This window comes from Fusibacter sp. (genome assembly GCF_057447755.1).
This window is the reverse complement of record NZ_JBVBZF010000001.1, coordinates 214,803-237,617: the sequence shown is the minus strand read 5'-3', so window position 1 is coordinate 237,617 and position 22,815 is coordinate 214,803. Positions and strand designations below refer to the sequence as shown.

26 protein-coding genes are annotated in these 22,815 nt (G+C 36.0%); 1 reads left to right on the top strand and 25 read right to left on the bottom strand.

The window, feature by feature from the left end; all coding sequences use genetic code 11:
• Position 1: 1 nt before the first annotated feature.
• From AC220I_RS01790 to AC220I_RS01675, 24 genes are all read right to left on the bottom strand, one after another.
• Positions 2-661: an MgtC/SapB family protein gene (locus AC220I_RS01790; RefSeq protein WP_486722124.1), complete on the bottom strand. Its 660-nt coding sequence runs from the start codon at positions 659-661 to the stop codon at positions 2-4.
• Between the two features lie 2 nt (positions 662-663).
• On the bottom strand, positions 664-975 hold the full coding sequence (locus tag AC220I_RS01785) for a cyclic-phosphate processing receiver domain-containing protein (protein WP_486722123.1): 312 nt from the start codon (positions 973-975) through the stop codon (positions 664-666).
• 48 nt (positions 976-1,023) lie between these two features.
• A complete protein-coding gene (locus AC220I_RS01780; protein ID WP_486722122.1) occupies positions 1,024-1,302 on the bottom strand; it encodes a hypothetical protein in 279 nt (92 codons plus the stop codon).
• A 15-nt stretch (positions 1,303-1,317) separates the two neighbouring features.
• Positions 1,318-1,557 carry a DUF3008 family protein gene (locus AC220I_RS01775; protein ID WP_486722121.1) on the bottom strand — a complete coding sequence of 80 codons (240 nt, stop codon included), beginning with the start codon at positions 1,555-1,557 and terminating at the stop codon, positions 1,318-1,320.
• A gap of 65 nt (positions 1,558-1,622) precedes the next feature.
• Positions 1,623-1,769: a hypothetical protein gene (locus AC220I_RS01770; protein WP_486722120.1), complete on the bottom strand. Its 147-nt coding sequence runs from the start codon at positions 1,767-1,769 to the stop codon at positions 1,623-1,625.
• A 22-nt stretch (positions 1,770-1,791) separates the two neighbouring features.
• On the bottom strand, positions 1,792-1,998 hold the full coding sequence (locus AC220I_RS01765; RefSeq protein WP_486722119.1) for a hypothetical protein: 207 nt from the start codon (positions 1,996-1,998) through the stop codon (positions 1,792-1,794).
• 9 nt (positions 1,999-2,007) lie between these two features.
• Positions 2,008-2,199 (bottom strand): hypothetical protein, encoded by a 192-nt coding sequence (locus AC220I_RS01760; RefSeq protein WP_486722118.1) that lies wholly within the window; start codon positions 2,197-2,199, stop codon positions 2,008-2,010.
• Positions 2,200-2,259: 60 nt separating this feature from the next.
• Positions 2,260-2,565 carry a hypothetical protein gene (locus tag AC220I_RS01755; RefSeq protein ID WP_486722117.1) on the bottom strand — a complete coding sequence of 102 codons (306 nt, stop codon included), beginning with the start codon at positions 2,563-2,565 and terminating at the stop codon, positions 2,260-2,262.
• A gap of 276 nt (positions 2,566-2,841) precedes the next feature.
• Positions 2,842-3,312: a macro domain-containing protein gene (locus AC220I_RS01750; RefSeq protein WP_486722116.1), complete on the bottom strand. Its 471-nt coding sequence runs from the start codon at positions 3,310-3,312 to the stop codon at positions 2,842-2,844.
• Positions 3,312-3,749: a hypothetical protein gene (locus tag AC220I_RS01745; RefSeq protein WP_486722115.1), complete on the bottom strand. Its 438-nt coding sequence runs from the start codon at positions 3,747-3,749 to the stop codon at positions 3,312-3,314. The genes AC220I_RS01750 and AC220I_RS01745 overlap by 1 nt, the downstream gene beginning before the upstream one ends.
• Positions 3,746-4,039 carry a DUF6899 family protein gene (locus AC220I_RS01740; RefSeq protein WP_486722114.1) on the bottom strand — a complete coding sequence of 98 codons (294 nt, stop codon included), beginning with the start codon at positions 4,037-4,039 and terminating at the stop codon, positions 3,746-3,748. Before AC220I_RS01740 ends, AC220I_RS01745 begins: the two co-directional genes overlap by 4 nt.
• A gap of 8 nt (positions 4,040-4,047) precedes the next feature.
• Positions 4,048-4,299 carry a hypothetical protein gene (locus tag AC220I_RS01735; protein WP_486722113.1) on the bottom strand — a complete coding sequence of 84 codons (252 nt, stop codon included), beginning with the start codon at positions 4,297-4,299 and terminating at the stop codon, positions 4,048-4,050.
• Positions 4,299-4,748, bottom strand: a complete 450-nt coding sequence (locus AC220I_RS01730) for a hypothetical protein (protein WP_486722112.1) — start codon at positions 4,746-4,748, stop codon at positions 4,299-4,301. Before AC220I_RS01730 ends, AC220I_RS01735 begins: the two co-directional genes overlap by 1 nt.
• Entirely contained in the window at positions 4,741-5,475 is a 735-nt protein-coding gene (locus tag AC220I_RS01725; RefSeq protein ID WP_486722111.1) for a hypothetical protein, read from the bottom strand. The genes AC220I_RS01730 and AC220I_RS01725 overlap by 8 nt, the downstream gene beginning before the upstream one ends.
• Before the next feature lie 42 nt (positions 5,476-5,517).
• Complete coding sequence (locus AC220I_RS01720; RefSeq protein ID WP_486722110.1) at positions 5,518-5,793, bottom strand: hypothetical protein; 276 nt, start codon at positions 5,791-5,793, stop codon at positions 5,518-5,520.
• A 142-nt stretch (positions 5,794-5,935) separates the two neighbouring features.
• Positions 5,936-6,127 carry a hypothetical protein gene (locus AC220I_RS01715; RefSeq protein ID WP_486722109.1) on the bottom strand — a complete coding sequence of 64 codons (192 nt, stop codon included), beginning with the start codon at positions 6,125-6,127 and terminating at the stop codon, positions 5,936-5,938.
• Positions 6,128-6,182: 55 nt separating this feature from the next.
• Positions 6,183-9,251, bottom strand: coding sequence for a hypothetical protein (locus AC220I_RS01710; protein WP_486722108.1), 3,069 nt, complete (start codon positions 9,249-9,251; stop codon positions 6,183-6,185).
• Between the two features lie 4 nt (positions 9,252-9,255).
• On the bottom strand, positions 9,256-14,730 hold the full coding sequence (locus AC220I_RS01705; RefSeq protein WP_486722107.1) for a hypothetical protein: 5,475 nt from the start codon (positions 14,728-14,730) through the stop codon (positions 9,256-9,258).
• Between the two features lie 78 nt (positions 14,731-14,808).
• Positions 14,809-15,888, bottom strand: coding sequence for a hypothetical protein (locus AC220I_RS01700; protein WP_486722106.1), 1,080 nt, complete (start codon positions 15,886-15,888; stop codon positions 14,809-14,811).
• Positions 15,889-15,944: 56 nt separating this feature from the next.
• Positions 15,945-16,565: a hypothetical protein gene (locus AC220I_RS01695; RefSeq protein WP_486722105.1), complete on the bottom strand. Its 621-nt coding sequence runs from the start codon at positions 16,563-16,565 to the stop codon at positions 15,945-15,947.
• On the bottom strand, positions 16,565-17,194 hold the full coding sequence (locus AC220I_RS01690) for a hypothetical protein (RefSeq protein WP_486722104.1): 630 nt from the start codon (positions 17,192-17,194) through the stop codon (positions 16,565-16,567). The genes AC220I_RS01695 and AC220I_RS01690 overlap by 1 nt, the downstream gene beginning before the upstream one ends.
• A gap of 5 nt (positions 17,195-17,199) precedes the next feature.
• Positions 17,200-19,524, bottom strand: coding sequence for a hypothetical protein (locus AC220I_RS01685; protein ID WP_486722103.1), 2,325 nt, complete (start codon positions 19,522-19,524; stop codon positions 17,200-17,202).
• 64 nt (positions 19,525-19,588) lie between these two features.
• The gene (locus AC220I_RS01680; RefSeq protein ID WP_486722102.1) at positions 19,589-20,338 is read right to left on the bottom strand and encodes a hypothetical protein; all 750 of its coding nucleotides are present in this window, start codon (positions 20,336-20,338) and stop codon (positions 19,589-19,591) included.
• Positions 20,326-20,784 (bottom strand): hypothetical protein, encoded by a 459-nt coding sequence (locus AC220I_RS01675; RefSeq protein WP_486722101.1) that lies wholly within the window; start codon positions 20,782-20,784, stop codon positions 20,326-20,328. The genes AC220I_RS01680 and AC220I_RS01675 overlap by 13 nt, the downstream gene beginning before the upstream one ends.
• A gap of 66 nt (positions 20,785-20,850) precedes the next feature.
• Here AC220I_RS01675 and AC220I_RS01670 point away from each other — a divergent pair, with 66 nt between their 5' ends.
• Positions 20,851-21,399, top strand: a complete 549-nt coding sequence (locus tag AC220I_RS01670) for a hypothetical protein (RefSeq protein WP_486722100.1) — start codon at positions 20,851-20,853, stop codon at positions 21,397-21,399.
• On the opposite strand, the gene AC220I_RS01665 is transcribed toward AC220I_RS01670, so the two are convergent.
• Positions 21,380-22,771, bottom strand: coding sequence for a nicotinate phosphoribosyltransferase (locus tag AC220I_RS01665; RefSeq protein WP_486722099.1), 1,392 nt, complete (start codon positions 22,769-22,771; stop codon positions 21,380-21,382). The two genes, AC220I_RS01670 and AC220I_RS01665, sit on opposite strands and share 20 nt — an antisense overlap.
• Positions 22,772-22,815: the final 44 nt, after the last annotated feature.

The following is a 22,815-nucleotide window of genomic DNA, read 5'->3' as shown; positions in this document are numbered from 1 at the left end:
ACTAATCCTTAAACTGAATTGAAAATTTCTCAACGTGTGGGTTTGCACTTAACAATTGAGCCAATAACTGAAAATTCTCACGATGTCTTGCAACAATAGTCATCGTTATAAGTTTATTTCCTGTATTATCAATAGTAAAACTAATTGCTTTACTTTTTATCTCACAAACATCAAGTATTCTCTCAAATTTTTCTCTTGGAAAATTTTTGTTTGTGTGTATTTGTAATTTTCTATAATACAATGTTGGGGTAATTAATTCAAGCCACCTAAATACAATTAGAACAATTATCGTTAACCCCACAGCTTCAAAGGCAATTTGTGTTAAACCTAATCCAAGCACAATTCCAACTGAAGCAGTCATCCAAATGGACGCAGCTGTAGTTAAACCTCTTACTGTGAGTCCTTCCTTCATAATGACTCCAGCACCTATAAAACCAATACCAGTTAAGATACCTTGAGCCATACGAGTTGGATCAGCTCGTAAGATGTCTGATCCACCCAATGATGTAATAATTAATTTGCCTGCAAGGGTAAGTAATGCTGCAGAAACACAAACTAAAATATGTGTACGAAAACCAGCAGGTCGCCCATGGAAAGTTCTTTCCATTCCAATTGTACCACCTGCTAAAATGGCGTAGAGTAAAATTAATCCACTTTCCATTATTATTTCTTTAAATACCTATCTATTAAAGACTGCATGTTTTGTGATCCTACACAATTTGCAGAATGTACTTTAACAACAGGTGGAACATATTTTCCATCTTGTTTCCGTTGTACAAGCCAATGTACAATATCCAAACCTGTTAATTCTTTGTAAGGACCCAGAAAGGAAGCCAAATCGTGATCCAAACTTACTTCTTCATAGTGAAGTAATTCAAGTTTGAATAATGCTTCCCATACGTTATATGCACGATCCCAAGTTTCAGGAGTTTCACGTTCATCATCAACGTATAATTTTAGGAATTGGTTTGACATAATATTTCCTCACAATTATGAGTATTATAATATGTTCAGGGTCAAGTGTCAACGACTTATTTGAAGAATATCATCAAAAGAATAATTTGAAAGGTAGGTGGTAGTATAACTCTCTGCTTCAGAAAGAGTTTTAAAGCAACGTGCTTGTTTTAAATTTGTAACCCAATATACAGATTCAAAATCTGAATCTTTTCCTTGGAGATAAAAGGTTTTTCCGTTTACTAACTTTACAACGAACCAACCTCTATTTGCTTTTTGCATTGTACCCAAACCTGGAGCAGGACGATGTGTCCACCAAGTACTTGAAGAATTTAATTGTTTTGGCATGTGTATCTCACTTTGTTATACACTTCCTGTTTCTTTCCAACCTTCGAAAAAGTGTTTGAAAGACATTCCTTCTTTAACTTCTGGGAGCTTTTTATGTTTGGTTTCTGCAAAATCTTTTGCATCTTTTTTGGAAATACTTTTAGCAACCTCTTTAACTTTGGCTGCTAATTCTTTGTCATCAGGCAAAGATCCATCTTTTTGATAAGCATGAACCATACCCATTAGTCTTTGCTGTGATTTGGATTTTGCAGGCATTTAATTCTCCCAATAAACTATAATTATTTATCGGGATGGAACTAAAATTGAAAGAAAAAGCAGAGTTAGGCTTGGAGGTTTTCTAACTCTGCCCGTAATTGGTCAGCATATTCTAAGGCTATAAAGAAATCCTCATCTTCCGTGTCCTCCATTTCACGGATGATTTCTTCAACCTTAACAAGTAACTCTTCAACTATTTCAGAATATCGCATGGACATATTTAGTTAAAGGGAATTAACTTTCCAATAATATTTGTTTACCATCTTGGGTAGATGGAATGATTTGAGCTGACATCTTCTCTGATTCAGTCAAAGGTAAGTTGGTTGCTAATTGAACACCAGCAATTGCTTCATTGGGATATGGGCCAAATCTTTTTCCTGCTGCAACAACATAATATACAACTTTGTTATCACTGTCAGTTAGTAGTTGACTATCGTGCATTTTTATCTCCTAAACGTTTATACCACGTTCTTGTAGTAATACTTGTAATTTGTTCCAATCCTCACGTTTGTATTCATCACTAGACATTGCATTGCCCCACACTTTAATAAAGAGAGCTTTAAGGGCGTAATCGTCACCATATTCGGGCAATGATAGGTTAGGAACTTTTTTCTTTTTTGAATTTATATCGATTATATTCATTTTCACTCCTCAAGTTTTCTCTTTATTATAGTAATTTATATGATTTTTTGGAAGGGTTTCCTACAGGTCATATGCAATTTTTTGCAATCTTATGTGCTTCTCAGTAGGATATTTGATGCACTTAATGCCCAACTTAGCATGTGCCATTAATTCAGCTACGATTTCGGGGAATTCTTCTAGCATTAGTTGATGAATTGCTCCCCAATTAACTTCTTTACGAATAGAAAATTGACAACTACCAAACACTTCGGGATATTTTTCTTGAAGCATTAAAAGAACTCTATAAAGTTCTTGTTCGTCAGTTTCAGTGGGCACATAAGGGCAATAAAAATAACCATTATCTATTGAGGATTTTCCTACACTCATCTTCAGTAATCTCTTCTACTTGCCAACTACCTCCTCCCCAACTTGCTGTCGTAGGTACAAAGGTAGATTTGAATATTTTCTTATTATAGTTATCTATCTCTTGATTATGTTCGGCTATCCAATCATATGCTTCTTCAGGAAGATTCTGATTATCACAAATTTGATATTTGTGACAGACCCAACATTCATCAACACGAACAGCAAAATCCCCATTTTCTGGGGAAACACAAAGCCGACCGACAAAGTTACATTTGTCGTGATCATTAAGGGATTCAATTATTGTGTAGGAGTTGAGTTGAATGTACATACAAAGATATCAACTGTTCGATAAATGTTATCTAACCATAAAATGATTGGTTCAACTTCTTTTTCCCAATCTAACCCACCTAAACCTGCACCAATCTTTGGTAAGTACACTGGTAAATTATAATAGGCAGCATATTGCATAACTCTATCCAACGCTTGGGCGATTGCATCTTCATTTGCAAATCGTCCATTATTACCATAAAAGAGTTGGGTATAACAGTTAGCAACAAATAGTTGATCTGTATCAGGTTTAACATCAATTAAATCTACTGCACCCAACATTGTTTCACCTGTTCCTGCTTGTAGGTACCGAACATAAATTTGGGGCCATTTTTCTTTAATAGCTTTTGCTACACCTGAGCCCATTGCCCCTTGACAATTGACTCCATGTGCAACAATACCGAAGTCAACTGTCGTAATATCCTTTTCTATATATTGCATTAACAAGCCTTTAATGAATTTGATGAACTACATAATGTAGGACTACATTTTGGTTTAGGCCAATCAGGATAATCTTTCTTCCGTTCATTAATTTTTCTAATCCAATCATCAATGTCATTCTGAGTTACTTCAATTTCTTCGATTTCAGCATCCTGCTTTTTTGAGCGATCTGGTGTGACCTTTAGAAAAACAGCTTGTAAATGATCTTGAATAACAACCCAAGCAGTATCATCTATAGATGATGGTTGAACGATTTCTTTCCATCCTCTCATCCAAACAACAAAATTATTTGGATCCATAGATGTTTTAGATGTGGGTTTTTCAAGTTCAACCTCATCCAACAAATTCAAAATAACTAGTAACTGCTCATCAGAGGGAACAACGTTACTAATTTCTACAAACCCTTGTAGTTTGTAACAAAAATCTATTGCCTTCATTTTGGTTCCTCAACAGGTGATGGGTAAACATCACCATTTTCGTAAATTGCTTGATCTTCACGTAAAGCCATTCGTTTTCGATACCATTCGAGTTTACAACACTCCAACATACCCACAGCTTCACTTATTTCATGATACTTATTTACAGGATAAAGTTCAAGTAACAGTTTGGTTAAAGTATAATTTAGGTTACCATTTACTTGGTCACGACCTAATTCTTTAAGAGCATCAACTAAACGGGTTATAATTGGATCAAGATGATCTCTATTTGTTTGTTTGATGTAAGGCATATTTTCTCCTAAAAACCGAACAGACCAAAGAAGCCTGTATCGTAACGATAATAGCTGTCACCTCGATCAGGATACCAACTTTCACCACTATCGTGATGCCAATCATTATCTGATAGTGCTTCTTGTTTATTTTCTGAGTTAAATCGATAGTCTTTATTCTTAGTAGGTTTTTCTACAGGAAGAGATTTTTTTCTGCGTTTTTGAGCTTTTCGAATGGAAGTTTCAAATCGTATTTGTGCTAATTTTGTTCTAAAGTTCATTAATATTGCTCCAACTTTTCCTGTAAAAATCGTCGAACTTTTAATTCTAACGCTTTTTGTTTTTGGGCTTCTTCTTCATCAAGCATTTCACGTTCAGCAACATGTAAAGCCTTTTGATTGATTGCAGCAAAAATTTTAACCATTGATTCAAAGTCTAAATCAAAATCATGTTCTTCCTCACCATACGTATCACCATTATGATAGGATTCGCTCCAAACTCTTAAACGGATTTGGTAAGGATTGTTCATCATCCATGCAAGAGAATAATATTGATTATCTTTAACAATTGGATCAACCTGTCGCCTAAGGGCTAAAGAAATATCACTATACCCGATATCCCCAATAAATGGACCAAAGTGTTCAATTTTATTAGTATCTTTATAATAATATTGAATTTGTTTTAAAACATGATCTTTTTCATGTTCATAAAATTCTTTTAGCTCATCCATCTTTTTTCATTTCCTCTAGTGATTGGTTTGCTAAATATTCAGCAAAGAATTCATATCTATCTTTATGCTGTTCAAATGTTTTTTCAACATTATCAACACAATCATTGCAGTATAGCGGACTTACTTTAGAAACAAAATGATGTTTTTGCTTTGTGAATGGATCACCACATAATGAACACAAGTATTGATTACCTGCTGCATGGTTGCCATAAATGTCTCGACACAAAATGCCATGTGGGAGATCTTCTAAGTATTTCCACAACGAATCAAAACTACGAAAAATTTTTGTAGACTGGGCAACAATCCATCCAGGAATTTTCTCTCTAGGGACAGCTGCAACTAAAAAGATTGGGATATCACGTTCATATGCATGACTTATTTCATTATGCGTACCACCACCTAACTGAGCAGCTTCATCCCATAATACAATTATGGCATCGGAATCTTTATCAACTAACTCAAGGTCGGTGTATACAAAGTGTTTACGAATGTTAGATTTGAATTGAACTAACTCTTCATGAGAAAATTCTTTCTGATAAGCATAAAATAGATCACCATGCTCAGCTGCATATGCTCGATCAAGTTCACAAATATCTAATGGGAAATAACCCATGTTACGTAACTTCTCAGAAGCATTAATTCGCCAAGTAGATCCTTTTCCCTTCTTGAACTGCATACCCCCTGACAAGTACATGTTGCCACGATTGTACTTAGGATGTCTTATCATATAGTTCTCCAATTTTTGCGGAGTATATAATAAGATTCGAATTTAGTCAAGGTTGAATAGATAATACATGACTTCCATTGGAGTGGCTTCTTCTTTATTAACAGAATCACACCATTTCAAATCTTCGGCTGACATGCGTTTTTGATGAAATTGACCATTTCTCATAGTTGCAATAGATTGCATACCTAAATCATAGATACGATCAATTTTAAGATAAGGTTCTTTGCCATACAAACGCTCTAAGGATGGAGAACCTAAAAAATGTCCTAAGCAAATTTTAACAAAAAAATATTTTTCTCTTGCACAAACAATTATCATGATTAATCATGATCACAATCAGGACAGTGATCACACTCCTTACCAAATTTGGTTCCAAGCCAACAAGTAAATTGGTGGAACAGAATTTGTATCTGAGGCCAGACGAAGAGAAGTGCATAAATTTCGTTCGGACAAATGTGCATTATGGGTTTCCTATTAAACTTCTGTCTAATTTCCCAACCTGTAAAATGTATTCAGTAACATTTTGTTTTGGGTTGTGAATAGCTGTTACATCACCAATTGGAACCCAATCGCCAGATTTGACAAGTGGTTCTACTTTGGCTCTTAAATCTTTGATAGTTTGCTCTGCAAATAAATGATAATCTACAAACATTATTTTCTCCTAAGAGCAAAGAATATACTACAGTTTCTCCAAAAAGAAAATAGGTTTATGGACAAAGATTTGTAGGATCTCCACGGTGAGGTAGTGCGAGTTGTCCTGTAGGATCATCAACTGCTTTGTACCATGTTACTGTTACAACCAAATCCAAATCAGTGTATAGGTTGGGATTAATATTAATTGTTTGATCTATTGGCATTCCAAAGTTTTGTTCAAAACGAAAATCATACCATGGTGCAAAATATAAATCATCACGTAAATCAAATGTGTGACCTGTATCGTTTCTATAAGGATCCAACATTCCATAATTGCCTTGTGCTAATAAACGATATAAGTTAGGCAATAACATATTGTTTGGGATGCGATTATCCTTATGCAAATGAATTCCACAAATATCTCTAATACTGAATACTTTTGAAGCACCATAATAATTCATTACACTAACTTCATTTTTAAATTCTGGAAAACTAAATGGATGTGAAAGTCCCAAAGCATGACCAATTTCATGATGAAAGGTTTGTTCTAAGCTATCTAGATAGTTACCATTAAGGGTTGTACCAATCCACACATCAGCAATACCATCTATAGTAAATCCAGCATGAGATCGAGAATTACCAGTTAAAGCATACATGTCTTCGTAAGATAATGCATGAAGTAAAAAGTTTGAACTACTTATATCGGTTGTAAAACTAAAAGTAAATTCAGGAAAAATTTTTGGGAACACTGTAAGAATCATATTCTGATACCGATTCTTATCCGTTGGATCAAAAAACGATGCATGTGCCCAGTGCATTACAATATCTTTTGTTGGGGTTGATGTTCCCGGAATTACAAACTCTCGACCACGAGATGGAATCAAATCACCAAGAGCAGCTATCATTTTGCCTGGTTCTAAAAAATTAAAATCAGGAATAATAGGCACATTTGCAGGTTGTGGCGTCTTTAGTCTACGTCTCCAAGTTGATAATCTTCCTCGCTCAGTAACAGATCGATAAGCATAATGTGTTTCTTTTGGCATAAACTCAACACGACTTACATAAGGATAGTGTGCTTCTGTTATACTACCACTATCTACAATCGGATAATTAGCAATAAAATAATCCTCAATGGCTAATTTAAGTTGAATAGCATTGAATTTAAGGTTAGGATTGATAGCATCTAACATATCGGCAGAAATTCGATATATTGCATCATTGGTTGTAACGACATCTTCAGGCTCAACGGCATCAACAGAAGGACCAGTCGTTCCATATATTGCCATAGTACGAGATGGTACATATGGACTAGGATCCGTATCATATGGAATGTCTACGTAATTTGGTGCTGGTAAAGTTGAGGCTAGTGTTAACAGGTCTGCATTGAGAGGAGTGCAAGATGTGGTGTCAACTGTACTATTTCTCCAACATGTATGATTATCCCAAATACCACCCAATGCTGTACACCAATCTTCAGAAGTTGCTTGATAGATTTTTGTTTGCGGAATTGTAGACTGGTCTTGTGGATAACAAGCACCATTAAACCATACATATCCAGCATTCTCACAAGATACTTGATCCTGATGGGCGAAAGGAAATTTGGTATCTGGACCATAATATCCACTAAGGATAGTTGCTTCTGGGACTTCTTCACTAATTCCATAAGTCCAACCAACTGGCAATAGGTTATCATATGTAAAACCAAAATGTCCTAAGTTTGTTAAATAAAATGCTTTATTAACAGGTAAAAAACCGCTTAGTGGATCAGGAATATCAGCCCCACCAGATGTATAATATTCCGTAACGTCCCCAAAAATTGCTGCTCGATAAGTCTGACCACTAGCTGCTGTAATAGTATCAAGTAAGGTATCAGTATAATACACACTAAATTCATTTGTTGTGGAATCAAACGTACAGGTAAGAGTATGAGTTCGATATACATATGAAGGCAGACTTAATGCTGTTAAATCATATGTTGTTGGCACACCATCATTATAGATTGTAATCAAATTAGAATCTTTAAAGTGTTCGACTAATACAATTACTGCATGTGCTGTTGGGTAAATACCCGAACTGGCATTTAGAAACACTCCACGAGTTGGATCGGGAACTAATGTATCCGTTGCAATTCCAAAGGCAGTCTTCTCACCATTAATTAAAACAATTTCCCAAGAATATTTTCCATTATCAAGTGGTACAGACGAGCGCATTATTCCATTGATACTTTGAATAACAAGGTCCGAATCTCCGTATGATTCGACTTTCCATGTATCAGGATCACCAGCATCTGTTGTATCCCAACTCGCATATTGTGGCAACATATTACCTGGAAGTGATGTAGGATTAGCCTGATTATTATACCAATAGCCTAGGTTATACTCATAAGTAAACCATTCTGATCGAGCACCTTCTGCTGGAACATTAGGAGCGATTTCAGCAATCATCGTTAAGTCAAATGACGTAATTAAAAATTCACCTGGAATTTCTGCTTTAACAAATACAGTTTTAGTTGTACCAGCCAAGTTATCTGGAAAACCATTAATATAAATGGTATTGGCAGCAGCATTATAAAAAATCCATGCTATAGTTCCACCACCTTGTTCATAGATAGAATAAGTTATAGTTTCACCCTGTAAAGCAAGAAAGACACCATCTAATGGTACTTCCCATCCATGACGACCAACTAAAGTTAAGTTATCAATTTGTTTCAACTGAACTAGACTTTGTAGTTCAGGTTGAGGTGGTTCAATAACTGGTTCTTGTGGAGGTCCAACTTGAATAAAAAATTTATAATAATAGGATTGTTGCGTTTCTTGGGCTGTCAATGCAATAACAAAACAATCTGGTCCTGTATACCCCAAATCAGGAGTATAATCTAAATCAATGGTATTCCAGTTTACTTCAAGTTGCCCAAACTGTGGGTACGATATGATGGATGCTGGTGTCATTTGAAATCCACCTTGGAAACCATTACTTGCAATAACAGTATTGTCTACAGGAATTGCACCTAGTACAGCAATATTAAAATCATGTCTCAATCTAATGACATTAACTTCATTTTGTGTAGCTTGGTAAGTAAAGACTTGTGCTTGTTGTGGTGCGAAATTTCGCCACTTCATGGGAGTTTTTGCAATGTGTGTCATATTATTATCCTCCCTGTATATATCCAGCTACAATCTCTAGTTCATCAATTGGTGTTACGTTAATAACATCACATACCGTATCATCAACGATATCATATGTCCAATACCAACAACCATTCGCCCACTGTCCCGTACTGCAGGTTCCTACTGCATTTCCTGCAGCAACACAAGCATTTAATGCATCAGTACTAGTTGCAAACATATCCAAATCAGGGCATGTTGTTGGACCAGTATATTCATCAACAACTGTCACATTTACCATGGGTGTTAATGTATTTTGTGCATGAACGTATGTATTATCACTTTGTGCAACAGTTGGTCCAGTAACATTAGCAACCTTTTGTTGTGAACGTACTGGAGCTAGTCCATTAACTAACTGACCTGAGTATTGAAACCTTGTTGCAATTTTTGCAGATCCATTAGCACTGTTATTAGTAACTTTAAGTGCACTCTTACCAGTTGTTTCATATACAGCAGAAACAGTTTTTATACTACCATATCCAGACATTGCTATCCAACTACGATCTGATTTAGTATGTTGATGGTCAATAGTTTTGACTGTTGGTCCAGGATTTTTTAATTGTGTATAATCGTGGGTATGTTCAGCAGGATAGCTACCTTTTATATGTTGATGATTAATGGCTTCTATTGTTCCATCAATTTTCTTTTCATATACCATATCATCTGTATGCACAGTATGAGTACTTCTTGCTGCATACAGTTGATTAATTGTAATTTGAGCCCCAACAGCTGCTTTAATAGGTTCGGGTGGTCCAAGTTCTAGAAAAATAAATTCTTTTCTGCGGTCTGAAATTTCAAATGTAGGTGTTATAGTACGTTCAGACGATTTATTAGGATAATCATAAGTTGTCAAATTTTCATTTTCATATGCACCATTAGACGTATTCTCAACAAATAAATTAGCATCAACAAGATATCCACTTGCTTGTGCTTTGGTTGCTGTTCTACCTGTTGTTGCAGTTACACCTAATTTTTTATGTATTGTTCCTGTTCGTGCAATTGTTTGTGGTACAATTTGTGATTTAATAAATCCACCCTGACTACTTGTGCTTACTGTTGAGGCTGTTTGCAAAGCAGTATATGAAGATTTAAAACCAACTGGATTTGGTGAATATTCAATTGCAGTTGGCTGTGAGGCAAATCTTGGATTATTCAATTGTGGATATTCAATTGCCCCAACCAAATTAATTGTACGAACTGAGAAATCACCAACTACACCACTAATGTTCAGGTGGTAGGTGTGTGTTGAACCATAAGGACCTGCAGGATATACAGCAATTGCAACTACATCATTGTTAAAAATCTTTGCAATAGTTGCAGCTTCTACAACTATTGGATCTCCTGTTTGTAGTCCATGTTCAATACTAGTTCGCCATGTTGTACCATCAATAGCAACAAATGGGATTGGATCATCTAGTCCACCGTTTTGCTGTATACCAGCAGCACCACTTCCACCAGTCCCAATACTAATACCATCTAGAGCATCTTGATTAGTTGCTGCAAGTTTAAAATTTAATGGGGAAACTTTAATAGCATAATATGTATCAAGCTCCGTTAATGTTGTTGGAAAATCTTCAACTGATTCAATACCATTAACACGAATACTACCACTATCCTGTACGTTAGCATAAGCAGCACCAGATACGCCTGTTGGTTGTACTAGTAATCCTAACGCAAAGAATCCAGTATCCATACCTGTAATTGGTGAATCGTTTGACCATGTTAATTCACGAATGATAGCATCATTGCCACTACCAAAACTAAATAGATCTGGAACTACATCAGGGATAGTTGTAATAGTCCACTCAACTAGTGAACCACAAAATGATACTGATAATGTTCTTGTAACATTAAAATCATTAGCAGCATCCATTTGTAACTTAATAAAGTCACCATTTGTAACTGTTACTGACTGACCACTAGCAACACTATTTTTATAAATGACAGCATTATATAAATTTGGAACTGAGACAGTTACCTCTCTATCTAGTCCAGTTATTTCAACTTCATTTGATATAACTGTTTCATTTAATCCAACTTCTAAGGTATCAAATGTTAGCCCTGTTGGAGATAGATTAATAGGTGCTGTTCGAGATGGTGTATTAGAATAATATTGTGTAACCCATACACGATTATCGTTTGGTACAAACGCAGCTGAATAGTTACAGTAGCCTACTGAACTAACTTGAAAATCAATTAGAAATGTCGTTGGATCAATTCTGTATAATTTATCTTCCCCAAAGTGACTAACCCAAACTTTATCATTTGAATCAATAACAATATTATATGGCATAACACCAACAGAAATAGTTGTTACAACAGAAAATAACGATGGATCAATAACTGTAACACTATTGTCGTAAATGTTACTAACCCAAATATATCCTGCTCCATATGCAATTCCCCAAGGATTTGCACCAACAGTTATTGTTGTAATGATACTATTTGTGCTACCGTTGATTACAGAAACAGTATTGGCTCCACTATTTGTAACCCAAACTCTATCACTATTATCAACAACAAGTTCAAATGGTAAACTACCAACACCAACATTCGAAGTAGTTAATGTTGGACTAATCTTTGTTACTGTATTTGAACCTCTATTTGCAACAAAAACTGATCCATCTTCTGTTGAACCAATTCCAAGAGGACGAACTCCCACGTTAATGACATCATCAACAGCCATTGTTGTTAAATCAAAACTAACAACTTGGTTCGCACCTGCCAATGAAGCCCACAATTTAGTTTGAACCGTCGATCCTGATACTCTTGGTGCATATGTTAATCCGTGTGGTCTATCACCGTTTGCTAAAGTAATGTAACGAACTGTTGTTAAAGTATCTGGATCAATTTGTGAAATGCTGTCATGATAATAGTTTGCTACATAAACAAAATCTTTTATAGCAGCTGCAGCAACCAAATCAGTATTGTCAGGAATGGCTAAAGATGTTTTAGCCCCAGATGTTATATCAATCAGTGCAACTGACTTTGTGGTAGCTAAGTTAGGAGTAAAGGGTTCGCTTCCATCCCAATAAGGATCATAATATCTGTTTGCATCTAGAACATATTCAGAAGCCCCAGATGTTGTTGTAACTACATAAGTTGAAGATATATTTCCAACAGTTAATGTGGCAGTTACAGTCTCGCAAAACATTACTGAAGAAGTTAGTTTTATAGCAAACGTGTCACCATTGATAGCTGTTGTTGGACCTGCGCCAATATCAACAGTATTCTTGACAATTGAACCATTTGAAACTGTTACAGGAGTAGAAACACCTGCTGTTAGTCCACTAATAGTAATTGTGTTTGAAGTATACACAATCCCAGTAGTAGCATTGTTTACTGCAGTAAATGAAAATGGGTTTGGATCTTCAATCGGATCAGCTGTTCTAACTGTAAATGGTGATTGGACTCCACCAACAGTTAATACCGATTCGGTTGTAACACTATAATCTACACTAGATTGTAAAGTTATGTATAATTCATCCCCATTATAAACAGTTGTTGATGTTCCAACACTTATACCATTCTTGTATAATTGTGCTGAATGCATATTAGTTTCAATAGATGCTGGTGTCGTTACATTTAATCCTGAAACTGTAACAGTATTAGATGTAATTAATGTGTTTAAGTCAGCAGCTAATTGTGGTACAAAGTATAATGATTCAGGTGTTTGATCTGTTGCTTGTAAGCGGTCTGGTGTATCTTGCCAAGAGTCCATTACCCAGATTTTACCGTTTAACAACTCCATATCGTAAGATGTTGGATTAACAGTAATAGTCTTTGCAATTGAATCAGTTAGTGGATTAATTTCAATAACTTTATCTTCACCAAACAATGCAACCCAAACTTCATCATTATCATCAACTTTGATTTGGTATGGAGCAAACCCAACGTTAATTGTTGCTACGACTGTATTTGAACTAGGATCAATTTTTGAAACTGTGCCATCTGTACTATTTGATACCCAAATATGTGTACTATTTGCAGCAATGCCCCAAGGATTATTCCCAACAGTGATTGTTGTGATTATTGTATTTGAAGCAGGATTGATTCTTGATACAGTGTTACTACCACTATTTGTAACCCATACTGAACTAAACCCAGCCGTAACTTCTAGTGGCTTGTTAAATCCAGTTATTTCAACTTCAGAAAACGTACCAACACCAGTTGATGTTAAGTGCTGAACTTTATCGGCAGCATATCTTGTAACAAATAGAGAAGTTGTTGAATCTGCAACTAAACCATACGGTCCACCAGCAACACTAATAGTGTTGGTAACTTCGTGAGTAGTAGGATCTAATCGAACAATTGCATTGTCACCTCTTAATGCAACATATACTGATGGTACTGACAAACCCTCATCAATATATGCAATGTCTGTAGGATGATTACCAACAGCAATTTCTTTTGCAACAAGTTTAGATGTTGGATTGAAAACAAACAATGAATTAGTCCAATAATTTGAAATGAATAGATTATTGGTTGCATCTTCGGCTAATGGTGAAACAGGTGCTAATAAAGGAATAATCTGATCAACGGTTCCAGTTGTTGCATCAATGAGAGTTAGTTTATTATTTGTTACATTATACGGAAAAGTATATCCATAAGGATCAACTGTAACCGAATTAGGATCAAGGATAGTTTGAGTTTCTAGCTCAGTTGTAACACTAAATGTATCAAACTGATTATCAATATCCATTCTTGAATATGTTGTGGTAGCTTTACTTGCAGAAGATCCTAACTTGATTGCAACACTATCACCATCAAATACTGCTGCTGATTGTAATCCAGTATCAACTGTATTTAAAACAATTGTACCATTATCAATTGTAGCAGTTGCCCCACCTGACAATAAAGAATAACCAGTCCAACTTTCAAATGTATGACTCGTTACATAAGCTGATGAGGACTGCACAAATGCCATTGCAATGCGTACATCAACGGCTGTTGAATATGCTATACTTCTTGTTACTGTTCCATCAGTAATTTGCATCGATATATTACTACCAGTTCGTGCAATTGTCCATGTGACTGTACTGCCATAAAAGTCGATATAATCATAAGCGTTATAACCAACACTTAATAGTTCAAGAGGATATTCAGGATAGTCTCTCGCTGCTAAAAACCATGGATATGGGGCACCTGAAATCAAATTATTAAAACTTGAGTCGAACAAATATAAGAATACATTACCATGAAACTCAGGAGCATGGAATGATGTAACATCCGTAAACGAGATATTAAAGTCCCCAACAAGTGGATTTGTAATGAACATATCGTTATGTTCATTTGACATTGTTAGAGATGTTGGACTATTAACAGTGTAATCTTGAACTGTTATATAGCTTAAATTGGCTGAAGAAAGTGCAGTACCACTAACCGTAATTGGTGCAGAAGTTACATCTGTTGATAAAGGTGCACCTGTTACATCTGTAAATTGAAAAGAATCAGCCATTTATTTGTATCCATAAAAAAAGAGTTCACCCCTGTATTTACCAGAAATGAACTCTTTTTAGACCGATTGAATTAGATATTAAATACCACCACCAGCAGTTAAGACTAGCAATCGCATGCCCCAAATAAATGGTTGGAGTGCAGGATCTCGACCAGCCTGATTGTGCATCAAGGCTTTATAGGTACGAGCTGAACCTTCACCATAAACCGTAATAGAAGCATCAGACCACTGTGAAATAACGTCAGCAGATGTGTATGCAATCATGTCTAATTCATGTGTATAAGCATACCGTGCTGTGTTAACATTTGCAGGAAATGTAATAACATACTGATTATTCTCAGTAATACTGATTTGCTGATTTTCATTCATAATAGCTGTGCTATCAGGAAAGTGTGAGGTTGCACTACGTGGTAGAGATGGTCTAAAAATATCAGACTCACGAACTGTAAATCTAAAAATACCATTTTCCAAATCTGCCACACCCGCTGTTGATGAGTTTGAACCTGGAATTGGACGTCTCCAATTAACTCGACTATAAGGATAAGAATCCATCATGCGCTCACTTGTACCCATATTGTGGAATACACAGAATACTGGAGCTTTACCTGCAACAACTGTTGCACCAGTTGAATTATCAACTGGACGTTGTACACAAATCCAAGAGTAGTCCACAATTTCAGCATCAGAATGCTGCCATACAACCATAACAAATCCACGATCAGTAATTGATAGTCGATATGAGAAAGGTGTAGAAGCACTAACCTTACCATCTGGAATAAAATCATAAGGACCAGAAGTAAGTACATCAGGACTATAATTATGTTGAACACCATGACTAACTTCACCAACTTGATGGTTAGTACGTTCAGGGTCAACAACAGTATTACCCAAGTCATCTAATTGTAATGCTGTAGCTACGAATAATTTCATTGATGTACCATCAGCATCTATGCGAAAACGCCAAGGTTGTGAAGCTTGCAATGGATCGACAGTCAAACTTGCCTCCATTGTAGCTGAATAAACGGATGCACTAAACGATGCTGGATACATCAAAGTGAATCCATTCGTTGTTAGATCCGAAATCATGGAATTGGCTAACTCTTGAAGAGTTGAAAAACCAACACCACCATTATCATTTTCTATTGTGAAACCTGCCATTTTGGGAGTCTCCTTAATTCAATCGGTTTATTGTTTATTTATGTTTCAAGTATTTATCACTGCTCTATTGTCAAATAAGTGACAGTTAGTTGATAAGTTGTATCTACAGCATTTTGGTTAATAATTCGCCAATAAGTTATTGAATTTGCTGGTGTTTCCAGGTTTGCAAGTGTGGTATAACGACGATTATACTTCAAATTCATACCTGAGTCTAAATATGAACCATCATCATTCAAATGACCAACATATGATTCAAAAACGTATGGATTAAGATCTGAACGTCCAGAGCGAGAATGGGCTTCAACTCGAGCCACATCTGTGATCCCAACTTCTAATAAAACTGCACATTTTCCCGTAGGCAACGTAAAATCTTCGTATGCACCAGCAGCTACAGGATCTGTCGTATGGACTACAGTTGCTCTCGAAAAAGTAATTTGTGATCCACCAGTACCTGTTGATACTTCTAACCACGTTGTTAGATCACCATCAAGATAATACATCATTCCTGTTGAAATAACATATACGTACATTCCAGCTTTTCGTGCAGTTGCATTAATATTATCACGTTCTGTTTGAGAATCGACTACACGTAGCCCACCTTTTAAGTGAATATCTTCAACTATCGGAAAAGTAAGATTGTTAGCTGGAATGATATTTGAAATAACCGTAATTGGCATTATGCAGGCTCCAAGATTTCTATTGTTGCTGTAATAGTATATGTGATACTATATCCTGTCGTATTTGTAATTGACCAATATGTTTGATCTGTTGGTGGCACTTCAAGATTACACAATGTTGTTTCTCTTGGTCGTAACCACAATCTACCATCACTCATTAAAGATGATCCATCATCAACATAGTGACCTGCATAACTTCGAAATTTGTATGGATTACTATCATTTCGCGCAGGAGATGAGTGAGCTTCAACTATTCCTTCAGCTGACATTGCTAATTGATGAACAATGCAAGTTTTTCCTGTGGGCCAAACCCAAGAATTAGTTCCTGTCCATCCTGGGCCAACAATTGTTTGAGCTGTTACTTGCAATGTTGCACGAGAATATAATGATGAGATAGGTGCACCAAGGCTCGTCTCAGTCCAAGTAAATTCATCACTCTCAAGTTGGTATAACTTATTATCATTTGCAGTTGCTACATACATTCCAACCTTACGAGCTGAATTTGGAATAGTATCTCTCTCGGTTATATCATCAGCAACTCTAAAACCACCTTTCAAGTGAATATCTTCAACTATTGGAAAGGTTAGATTATTTGCTGGAACTATATTAGAGATTACTGTAATTGGCATAACGATCACACATATTGATTAATTCGGTACTCACGTGTACCCAATCCAGCATTATCTGTTTCATATAGATACCACTGTTGAACTACACCATCTGTTGTTACATTAACTACGGATGGTCCAGGATTACCTGAAGCATCCCATCCACCTGTAAATCCAGCACCACCTGTTAAATCTTCAATGACAGCTGTACCAACAGAAGCCAAATGAGCAAAATACATTTTTTGACCAGCACCAGCCGTCATGGTAAAATGGTGACCAGTAGTTAGATCAGGCAATTCGCCAGGAAGTGCAAGAATGAAAGCTTCACCTGTTTGACCTGTTGAGCCAACACCATAACGTGGTGGAGGTGGAACATCAATAATTGTAATTGCTTTCGTACCATTGACCGTAACTAGTTCGGAAGTATATTCACCCATAACGGTACAAGGTGTATTTGCAATTACTGCAAAAGTATCCACAACACCAATTGTATCAATTACAGCAATTGATCCTGCAACGCTCAAAGACCAAGTTGTTGCATTTGTAACATTGAGTGTGTTGCCTTTTCGCCAGGTTGCTGTTGCTAAATAGGTTCCAACAGAAGTTGTTTTTTCGTCAAGACTTGTTGGACCAGAAATTGATAATGATTGAACATAGTTATCATAGATAGTAACAATTTTTGTATCATTAACTGTTTTGCCTGCATAACTATATTCTGCTCCAACAGTTACTATCTCATCTGCATTAACAGCACTAGCCGAGAAAAATCCAGTAGAATCAATTGTCGAATATGTGCTATCTTCAGACCATGTTGTTATTGTTGTGATTGTTTCAAGTAATCCACTACTCCACGTCAGAGAAGAAGTATAGTTAGCTGATTCGGTTTCCCATACTGTTATTGGACCAGAAATTGTTAAACTATCAATAACAATAACTGTAATAATGTTGGTTGCAGTAACTGTTGTACCTAACGAATCAACAAATGTTGCTTTTAAATCAAATGTAGTTTGTGTCGGAGTTGTCCCTACCGTAATATAGTTACTACCATCAATTGTTACAGTGGATATATCAGGGTGAATTAAACTCCAAGTTGGTGAGACAGTTGAAAAAGAACCATCAGACCATTCAACTGTTGCTGTGTAAGGTGCTGTGCTTGTTGAACCTTCTTTAATGTATGTTGGTCCACTAATAGTAATTCCAACAGCAACTAAAACTATATCCTCAGTAGTAATATATTTCCATATTGCTTCCGTTGGACTAATTGCATACAATACTTGACCAGGTAAGGGTGGATTAGCTGTGTTTACTACAACAGGTGCACCTGTAACATTTGTTTCCAAGGCAATAGCATTGTGAGGAGTCTCAACGACTGGACCACTGCCACCCCCTCCACCTGAACCACTGGTTGTATTAACAATACCAAATGCTGGATTACGAAAGTAAACAGAATTTCGATCAACTGAAACACCAACAGGAATATTTGGTAAGTCTTCAACATCGGTCAGTACACCAAAATCATCAATGTAAATGGGAATATTAACGTCAGACCAATCCCATTCAAGGTTTGTTATCAATCCTTCAGTTGTAATGCTTACAACATCACCAATGATAGAATCACGCTCTAATACACCAACTAGTTTTTGACCAAGATCAAATCTTGTTGCAGGCATAAGTTGATTAAAATCACTTAGATGAACAACTGTATATGCTGCCATTTCAGCATTACATTGTGCTTGAAACGTAATCGGTTCAATACGAAGCTGAGCATTTGTGGGAACACCTGCAAATGCAATGTCTTCTGTTGTGAAAAATTGACCACCAGCTCGAACTGCTACCCCATTTTTATCATAAATGAGTGATCCTGCAGTTCTTTGACCAACTATGCCTACTTGCGAACCAACGAATGAGCTGCCAATAAGGGGATAAAGTATGGCAGCTTCTTCATACTTGCACGCAAAAAGCCGAATTACTGGCTTCCAAGCAGTACCCTTCCAAACTTTCATTTGGTTAACAGTTAAGTCAAACCAATGTTGATCCATAACGGGAGAAGCTGGTGGTGTTAAAGAGGTAATAGGTTGTACTAGAGTGTGACCAAACGTACGAACTCCAGTAATAATGTTTAAATCCCAAAATAACCAATAGTCTACGCCAGGAAGAAAGGGACCAGCCCAAGCACTGGTAACAGTTTTATCTTCAGTGAGAAGATAATCTTTATCTCGATCTGCAAAGGTTAAAAGGGTAGGTTCTTGATTTGCAAGGAAATTGACACTAGATCCATTAATATCTAGAAAATACTGAGTATTATTAGTTTTTTGGTGGTCAATTATACCTTGACGAAATGGTATTCTCACGATAATCCCCTGAACATAATCATTTTCTTTATTTATGTCCAGGGGATATTACTAGGTTTTAAGACTAGTCGTCATCACCCAAAAGCATGAGAGGTAACAATCCACCAAGTGGATTGGTCGAGTCTTTCATTTGACGTGCTAAAATGGAAGTAACAGCAGCTTCAGTGTTACCTTCGGAAATGCTTTGACGCTCATTGTCAGTCAAATCGGGAATAGCATTCAATAGCATAGCACGATCCAGTTTTAACTTGTTGCCATCACCAAGCAATAATAATGGCATAAGACTACTCATCATGTTAGTGCCTTCCCCATTGTTCCCACTCATCATTTGGAACATTAAAAGTGTTTTGAGATCAATATTCATATCGGTGTCCTCATTGGTTTGTAATTTAAAAAAACGTTCTGGTACAAAGTACCCTTTATTCTTTGTTGCAGTGTCACGATCATTGTCAATGGTGCGAAAATGGGCTTCATCAATAGAACTATCTTCTCTTACTGGATAAAGAATACCTGCAGTAAAATAGCTTAGGTTTTGGAGACAAACAACTTTTTCACCCTTTTTTAAAGAATAATGGACTGGAGCAAAAGCATGTTTCTGTACTGTAACAATATCACCACTATCATTAGTAAGTTTCAATTTTCGACTGGTAACAGTGCTATTACACTCAACACGATATTGATGACCGCGACGAAAGCCTGGTTGTGGGGTAATACAATTTACATGTTTATCAGCTTTAATATTATACATAATTGTTTCTCTTTCTATACAGCAATTATAGTCTGGGTCTGAACTTTTTTCAACTAAAGTTTCCATTTAGTTTTGTACAAACGTTTAATTCTAGAAGATGGCGACCGAATTAACGTATAATAATGATCAATATCATTGATTTGTTTTATAGCAAAATTTTCATCTTCATTAATACGAATACAAAACTTAGTTTTATCTATAAGATCATATATTTCAGGAAAAAGAGGTTCTTCGTTATATATTTGGAATAATACTTGACCTGCGTCTTGTATTGAAACTCCATTAGTATGTCCATATGGACCTATACATGTTATCATGTGTTGAGATGATAAGAACTTTTGGGCACCAGTCACCATAATTTCTACATTTGGTGGAAAATATTGGTATAATTTGAATTCAAGTTGTTGTTTGACAATACTAAGTATTGAATGAACGCTTGAATTCAAATGTGTCAATGGTATCGATTCATCAGGTTCGATAATTTTTAGTAATTCGAGTGGAATATTAGACATATGTAAGTTTTCCAAATCTTTTTGGTATCCAACATAAATAAAAGTTTGGTATCAGAGGTTATAAGTATGAAAGAATGTAAAGGAACGCTGCATACAGGTGAACGTTTATTGCCATTATCAGCATTTCCTAAAGATAAGTCAACAAGAGATGGGCACCATTCTCAGTGTAAAGCGTGTGCTCGAAAACGAAAACAAAATTGGTTACAACGAGTATATGATGGTGATCCGACTGTTCAAAGTTTAAATGATTTACGCAAAGATCACAACGAACGCGGCAAGAATTATAAACGCAAAAGAGGGTTCACATATACATTACTTACTTCATGTCGTCGTAGAGCTAATAAAAAAGGATTAGACTTTGATCTAACTGAAAATGATATTATCATTCCAAAAGTGTGCCCAATTCTTAATATTCCATTACTTCAAGAATGGAAACCAGATAGACATCATATAAAGGAAGCTGGATATCCATCTGTTGATCGAATTGATTCTTCAAAAGGATACACTAAAGATAACATACAAATAATCTCTTGGAGAGCAAATAGTTTGAAAAACAATGCTACTCTCCAAGAGATGGTTTTGTTGGGTGAGTTTGCTAAGAAACTTCTGAGTTAGCTCTTACTTCTTCAAATGTAATTGTATTTTTTAGTTCGCCGTTTTCATAAACAACTCGAAGAACTTCTTCAACTAAATGATCATGAACTAAACTATTTGATATTGTTTCATAGTCACCATTACAATCACGATACAAACTTAAACGACCTCGTTTAGAATGTTTGCCAGTATCGGTCACTGGTGATTTATAAACATCAACCCACACACCATCAACTAACGCTGCGCTTGTTTTCATGGCAAACTTACAAGTGTCTCGATCAACTTTTTGTAACAATCCACCGCCTTGACCAAATGCAATGTTTTCTGCACTGAAACCAGAACCTTTTAGTCGAAATAAAATCTCTTTAATTGTTTCATTATTAATACCATCACCTTGAATAATTCGAACATATTTTAGTACTTTATATCCTTTTGTATTAATATCATATCCGAAGGAATCTGCTAACAAGTGAACAAGTTTCCAAACAACGGTAGCTGGATCGCCACTATCTGGTCTAATCACAACCAAAGCACCAGAATCAATAACTTCTTGTTTTAATTCTTTACCCCATAGGTTTTCTACAGCATTGAAAATATCATAACTGTCACTTACAACAGCAACTAGACTTCCAGGTTTTGCAAATTGACGAAGCATGTTTCGATAAGAATCTAATTCTCTATCTTTACCCCAAGAAGTTATTGAGGAATGTTCTGCTGCTGGTATAGAAAATCCAGCCATCTCACAATCATAATATTCATTCGCAAAAAGTACACCTGTAATAGTGTCTGAGCCCATAAAATTAACTAAATGTGCAGCTCCACCTATGCCAGCACTTTCCATTGAACTAACACCACGTGCCCCAAAGTCATGCATCTTAAAAGGTAGTCCACTTAGATCGTCACACGTGTCTTCCATGAACTGTTTGATAATTTGTTTTGCGGTATAACTATTAGTTGCTACTGTCGTTCCATACCATATACTACGTAATAGAGCAGTCTCAACGTAAGATGTTAACCAATAGCATTTATCATCAGTATTCTCTATCGTTGCAAGCACATTGTGTGTTGGTATTACTAGGCCTTCAGGAACTGAACGAATCTTGATTGGTAAGTAACCATTATGTTTATCTAAAATATGTTGCCAACCTTCCCTATTGAAGGGTTCGCCATGTGCTGTTAAGAATTTTTCAGCATAGTCCATCATTTCTTGAGTGATTGGTTTGCTCAAATATTCTTTTAGAAAAATTTGAAGACCAAAGAAAACAGTCTCATCATAAGCCCCACCACGAGATTCGATATATGAAAAAACACGAGTAGTGTTAGGTGGATATTGTAAAAAGTGAGATGGTTTATAAGAGTCGGTATTTAAAAGGATATTGTTTGTGTGTTTCATGACAGAGTTCCTCCACATGTTTAAGTTGTACCTTTAAGTCTTTC

Excerpts from the sequence above, each read along its gene's own strand:
- AC220I_RS01790 (WP_486722124.1), bottom strand. The coding sequence starts at position 661 with ATGGAAAGTGGATTAATTTTACTCTACGCCATTTTAGCAGGTGGTACA.
- AC220I_RS01785 (WP_486722123.1), bottom strand. The coding sequence starts at position 975 with ATGTCAAACCAATTCCTAAAATTATACGTTGATGATGAACGTGAAACT.
- AC220I_RS01780 (WP_486722122.1), bottom strand. The coding sequence starts at position 1,302 with ATGCCAAAACAATTAAATTCTTCAAGTACTTGGTGGACACATCGTCCT.
- AC220I_RS01775 (WP_486722121.1), bottom strand. The coding sequence starts at position 1,557 with ATGCCTGCAAAATCCAAATCACAGCAAAGACTAATGGGTATGGTTCAT.
- AC220I_RS01770 (WP_486722120.1), bottom strand. The coding sequence starts at position 1,769 with ATGCGATATTCTGAAATAGTTGAAGAGTTACTTGTTAAGGTTGAAGAA.
- AC220I_RS01765 (WP_486722119.1), bottom strand. The coding sequence starts at position 1,998 with ATGCACGATAGTCAACTACTAACTGACAGTGATAACAAAGTTGTATAT.
- AC220I_RS01760 (WP_486722118.1), bottom strand. The coding sequence starts at position 2,199 with ATGAATATAATCGATATAAATTCAAAAAAGAAAAAAGTTCCTAACCTA.
- AC220I_RS01755 (WP_486722117.1), bottom strand. The coding sequence starts at position 2,565 with ATGAGTGTAGGAAAATCCTCAATAGATAATGGTTATTTTTATTGCCCT.
- AC220I_RS01750 (WP_486722116.1), bottom strand. The coding sequence starts at position 3,312 with ATGCAATATATAGAAAAGGATATTACGACAGTTGACTTCGGTATTGTT.
- AC220I_RS01745 (WP_486722115.1), bottom strand. The coding sequence starts at position 3,749 with ATGAAGGCAATAGATTTTTGTTACAAACTACAAGGGTTTGTAGAAATT.
- AC220I_RS01740 (WP_486722114.1), bottom strand. The coding sequence starts at position 4,039 with ATGCCTTACATCAAACAAACAAATAGAGATCATCTTGATCCAATTATA.
- AC220I_RS01735 (WP_486722113.1), bottom strand. The coding sequence starts at position 4,299 with ATGAACTTTAGAACAAAATTAGCACAAATACGATTTGAAACTTCCATT.
- AC220I_RS01730 (WP_486722112.1), bottom strand. The coding sequence starts at position 4,748 with ATGGATGAGCTAAAAGAATTTTATGAACATGAAAAAGATCATGTTTTA.
- AC220I_RS01725 (WP_486722111.1), bottom strand. The coding sequence starts at position 5,475 with ATGATAAGACATCCTAAGTACAATCGTGGCAACATGTACTTGTCAGGG.
- AC220I_RS01720 (WP_486722110.1), bottom strand. The coding sequence starts at position 5,793 with ATGATAATTGTTTGTGCAAGAGAAAAATATTTTTTTGTTAAAATTTGC.
- AC220I_RS01715 (WP_486722109.1), bottom strand. The coding sequence starts at position 6,127 with ATGTTTGTAGATTATCATTTATTTGCAGAGCAAACTATCAAAGATTTA.
- AC220I_RS01710 (WP_486722108.1), bottom strand. The coding sequence starts at position 9,251 with ATGACACACATTGCAAAAACTCCCATGAAGTGGCGAAATTTCGCACCA.
- AC220I_RS01705 (WP_486722107.1), bottom strand. The coding sequence starts at position 14,730 with ATGGCTGATTCTTTTCAATTTACAGATGTAACAGGTGCACCTTTATCA.
- AC220I_RS01700 (WP_486722106.1), bottom strand. The coding sequence starts at position 15,888 with ATGGCAGGTTTCACAATAGAAAATGATAATGGTGGTGTTGGTTTTTCA.
- AC220I_RS01695 (WP_486722105.1), bottom strand. The coding sequence starts at position 16,565 with ATGCCAATTACGGTTATTTCAAATATCATTCCAGCTAACAATCTTACT.
- AC220I_RS01690 (WP_486722104.1), bottom strand. The coding sequence starts at position 17,194 with ATGCCAATTACAGTAATCTCTAATATAGTTCCAGCAAATAATCTAACC.
- AC220I_RS01680 (WP_486722102.1), bottom strand. The coding sequence starts at position 20,338 with ATGGAAACTTTAGTTGAAAAAAGTTCAGACCCAGACTATAATTGCTGT.
- AC220I_RS01675 (WP_486722101.1), bottom strand. The coding sequence starts at position 20,784 with ATGTCTAATATTCCACTCGAATTACTAAAAATTATCGAACCTGATGAA.
- AC220I_RS01670 (WP_486722100.1), top strand. The coding sequence starts at position 20,851 with ATGAAAGAATGTAAAGGAACGCTGCATACAGGTGAACGTTTATTGCCA.
- AC220I_RS01665 (WP_486722099.1), bottom strand. The coding sequence starts at position 22,771 with ATGAAACACACAAACAATATCCTTTTAAATACCGACTCTTATAAACCA.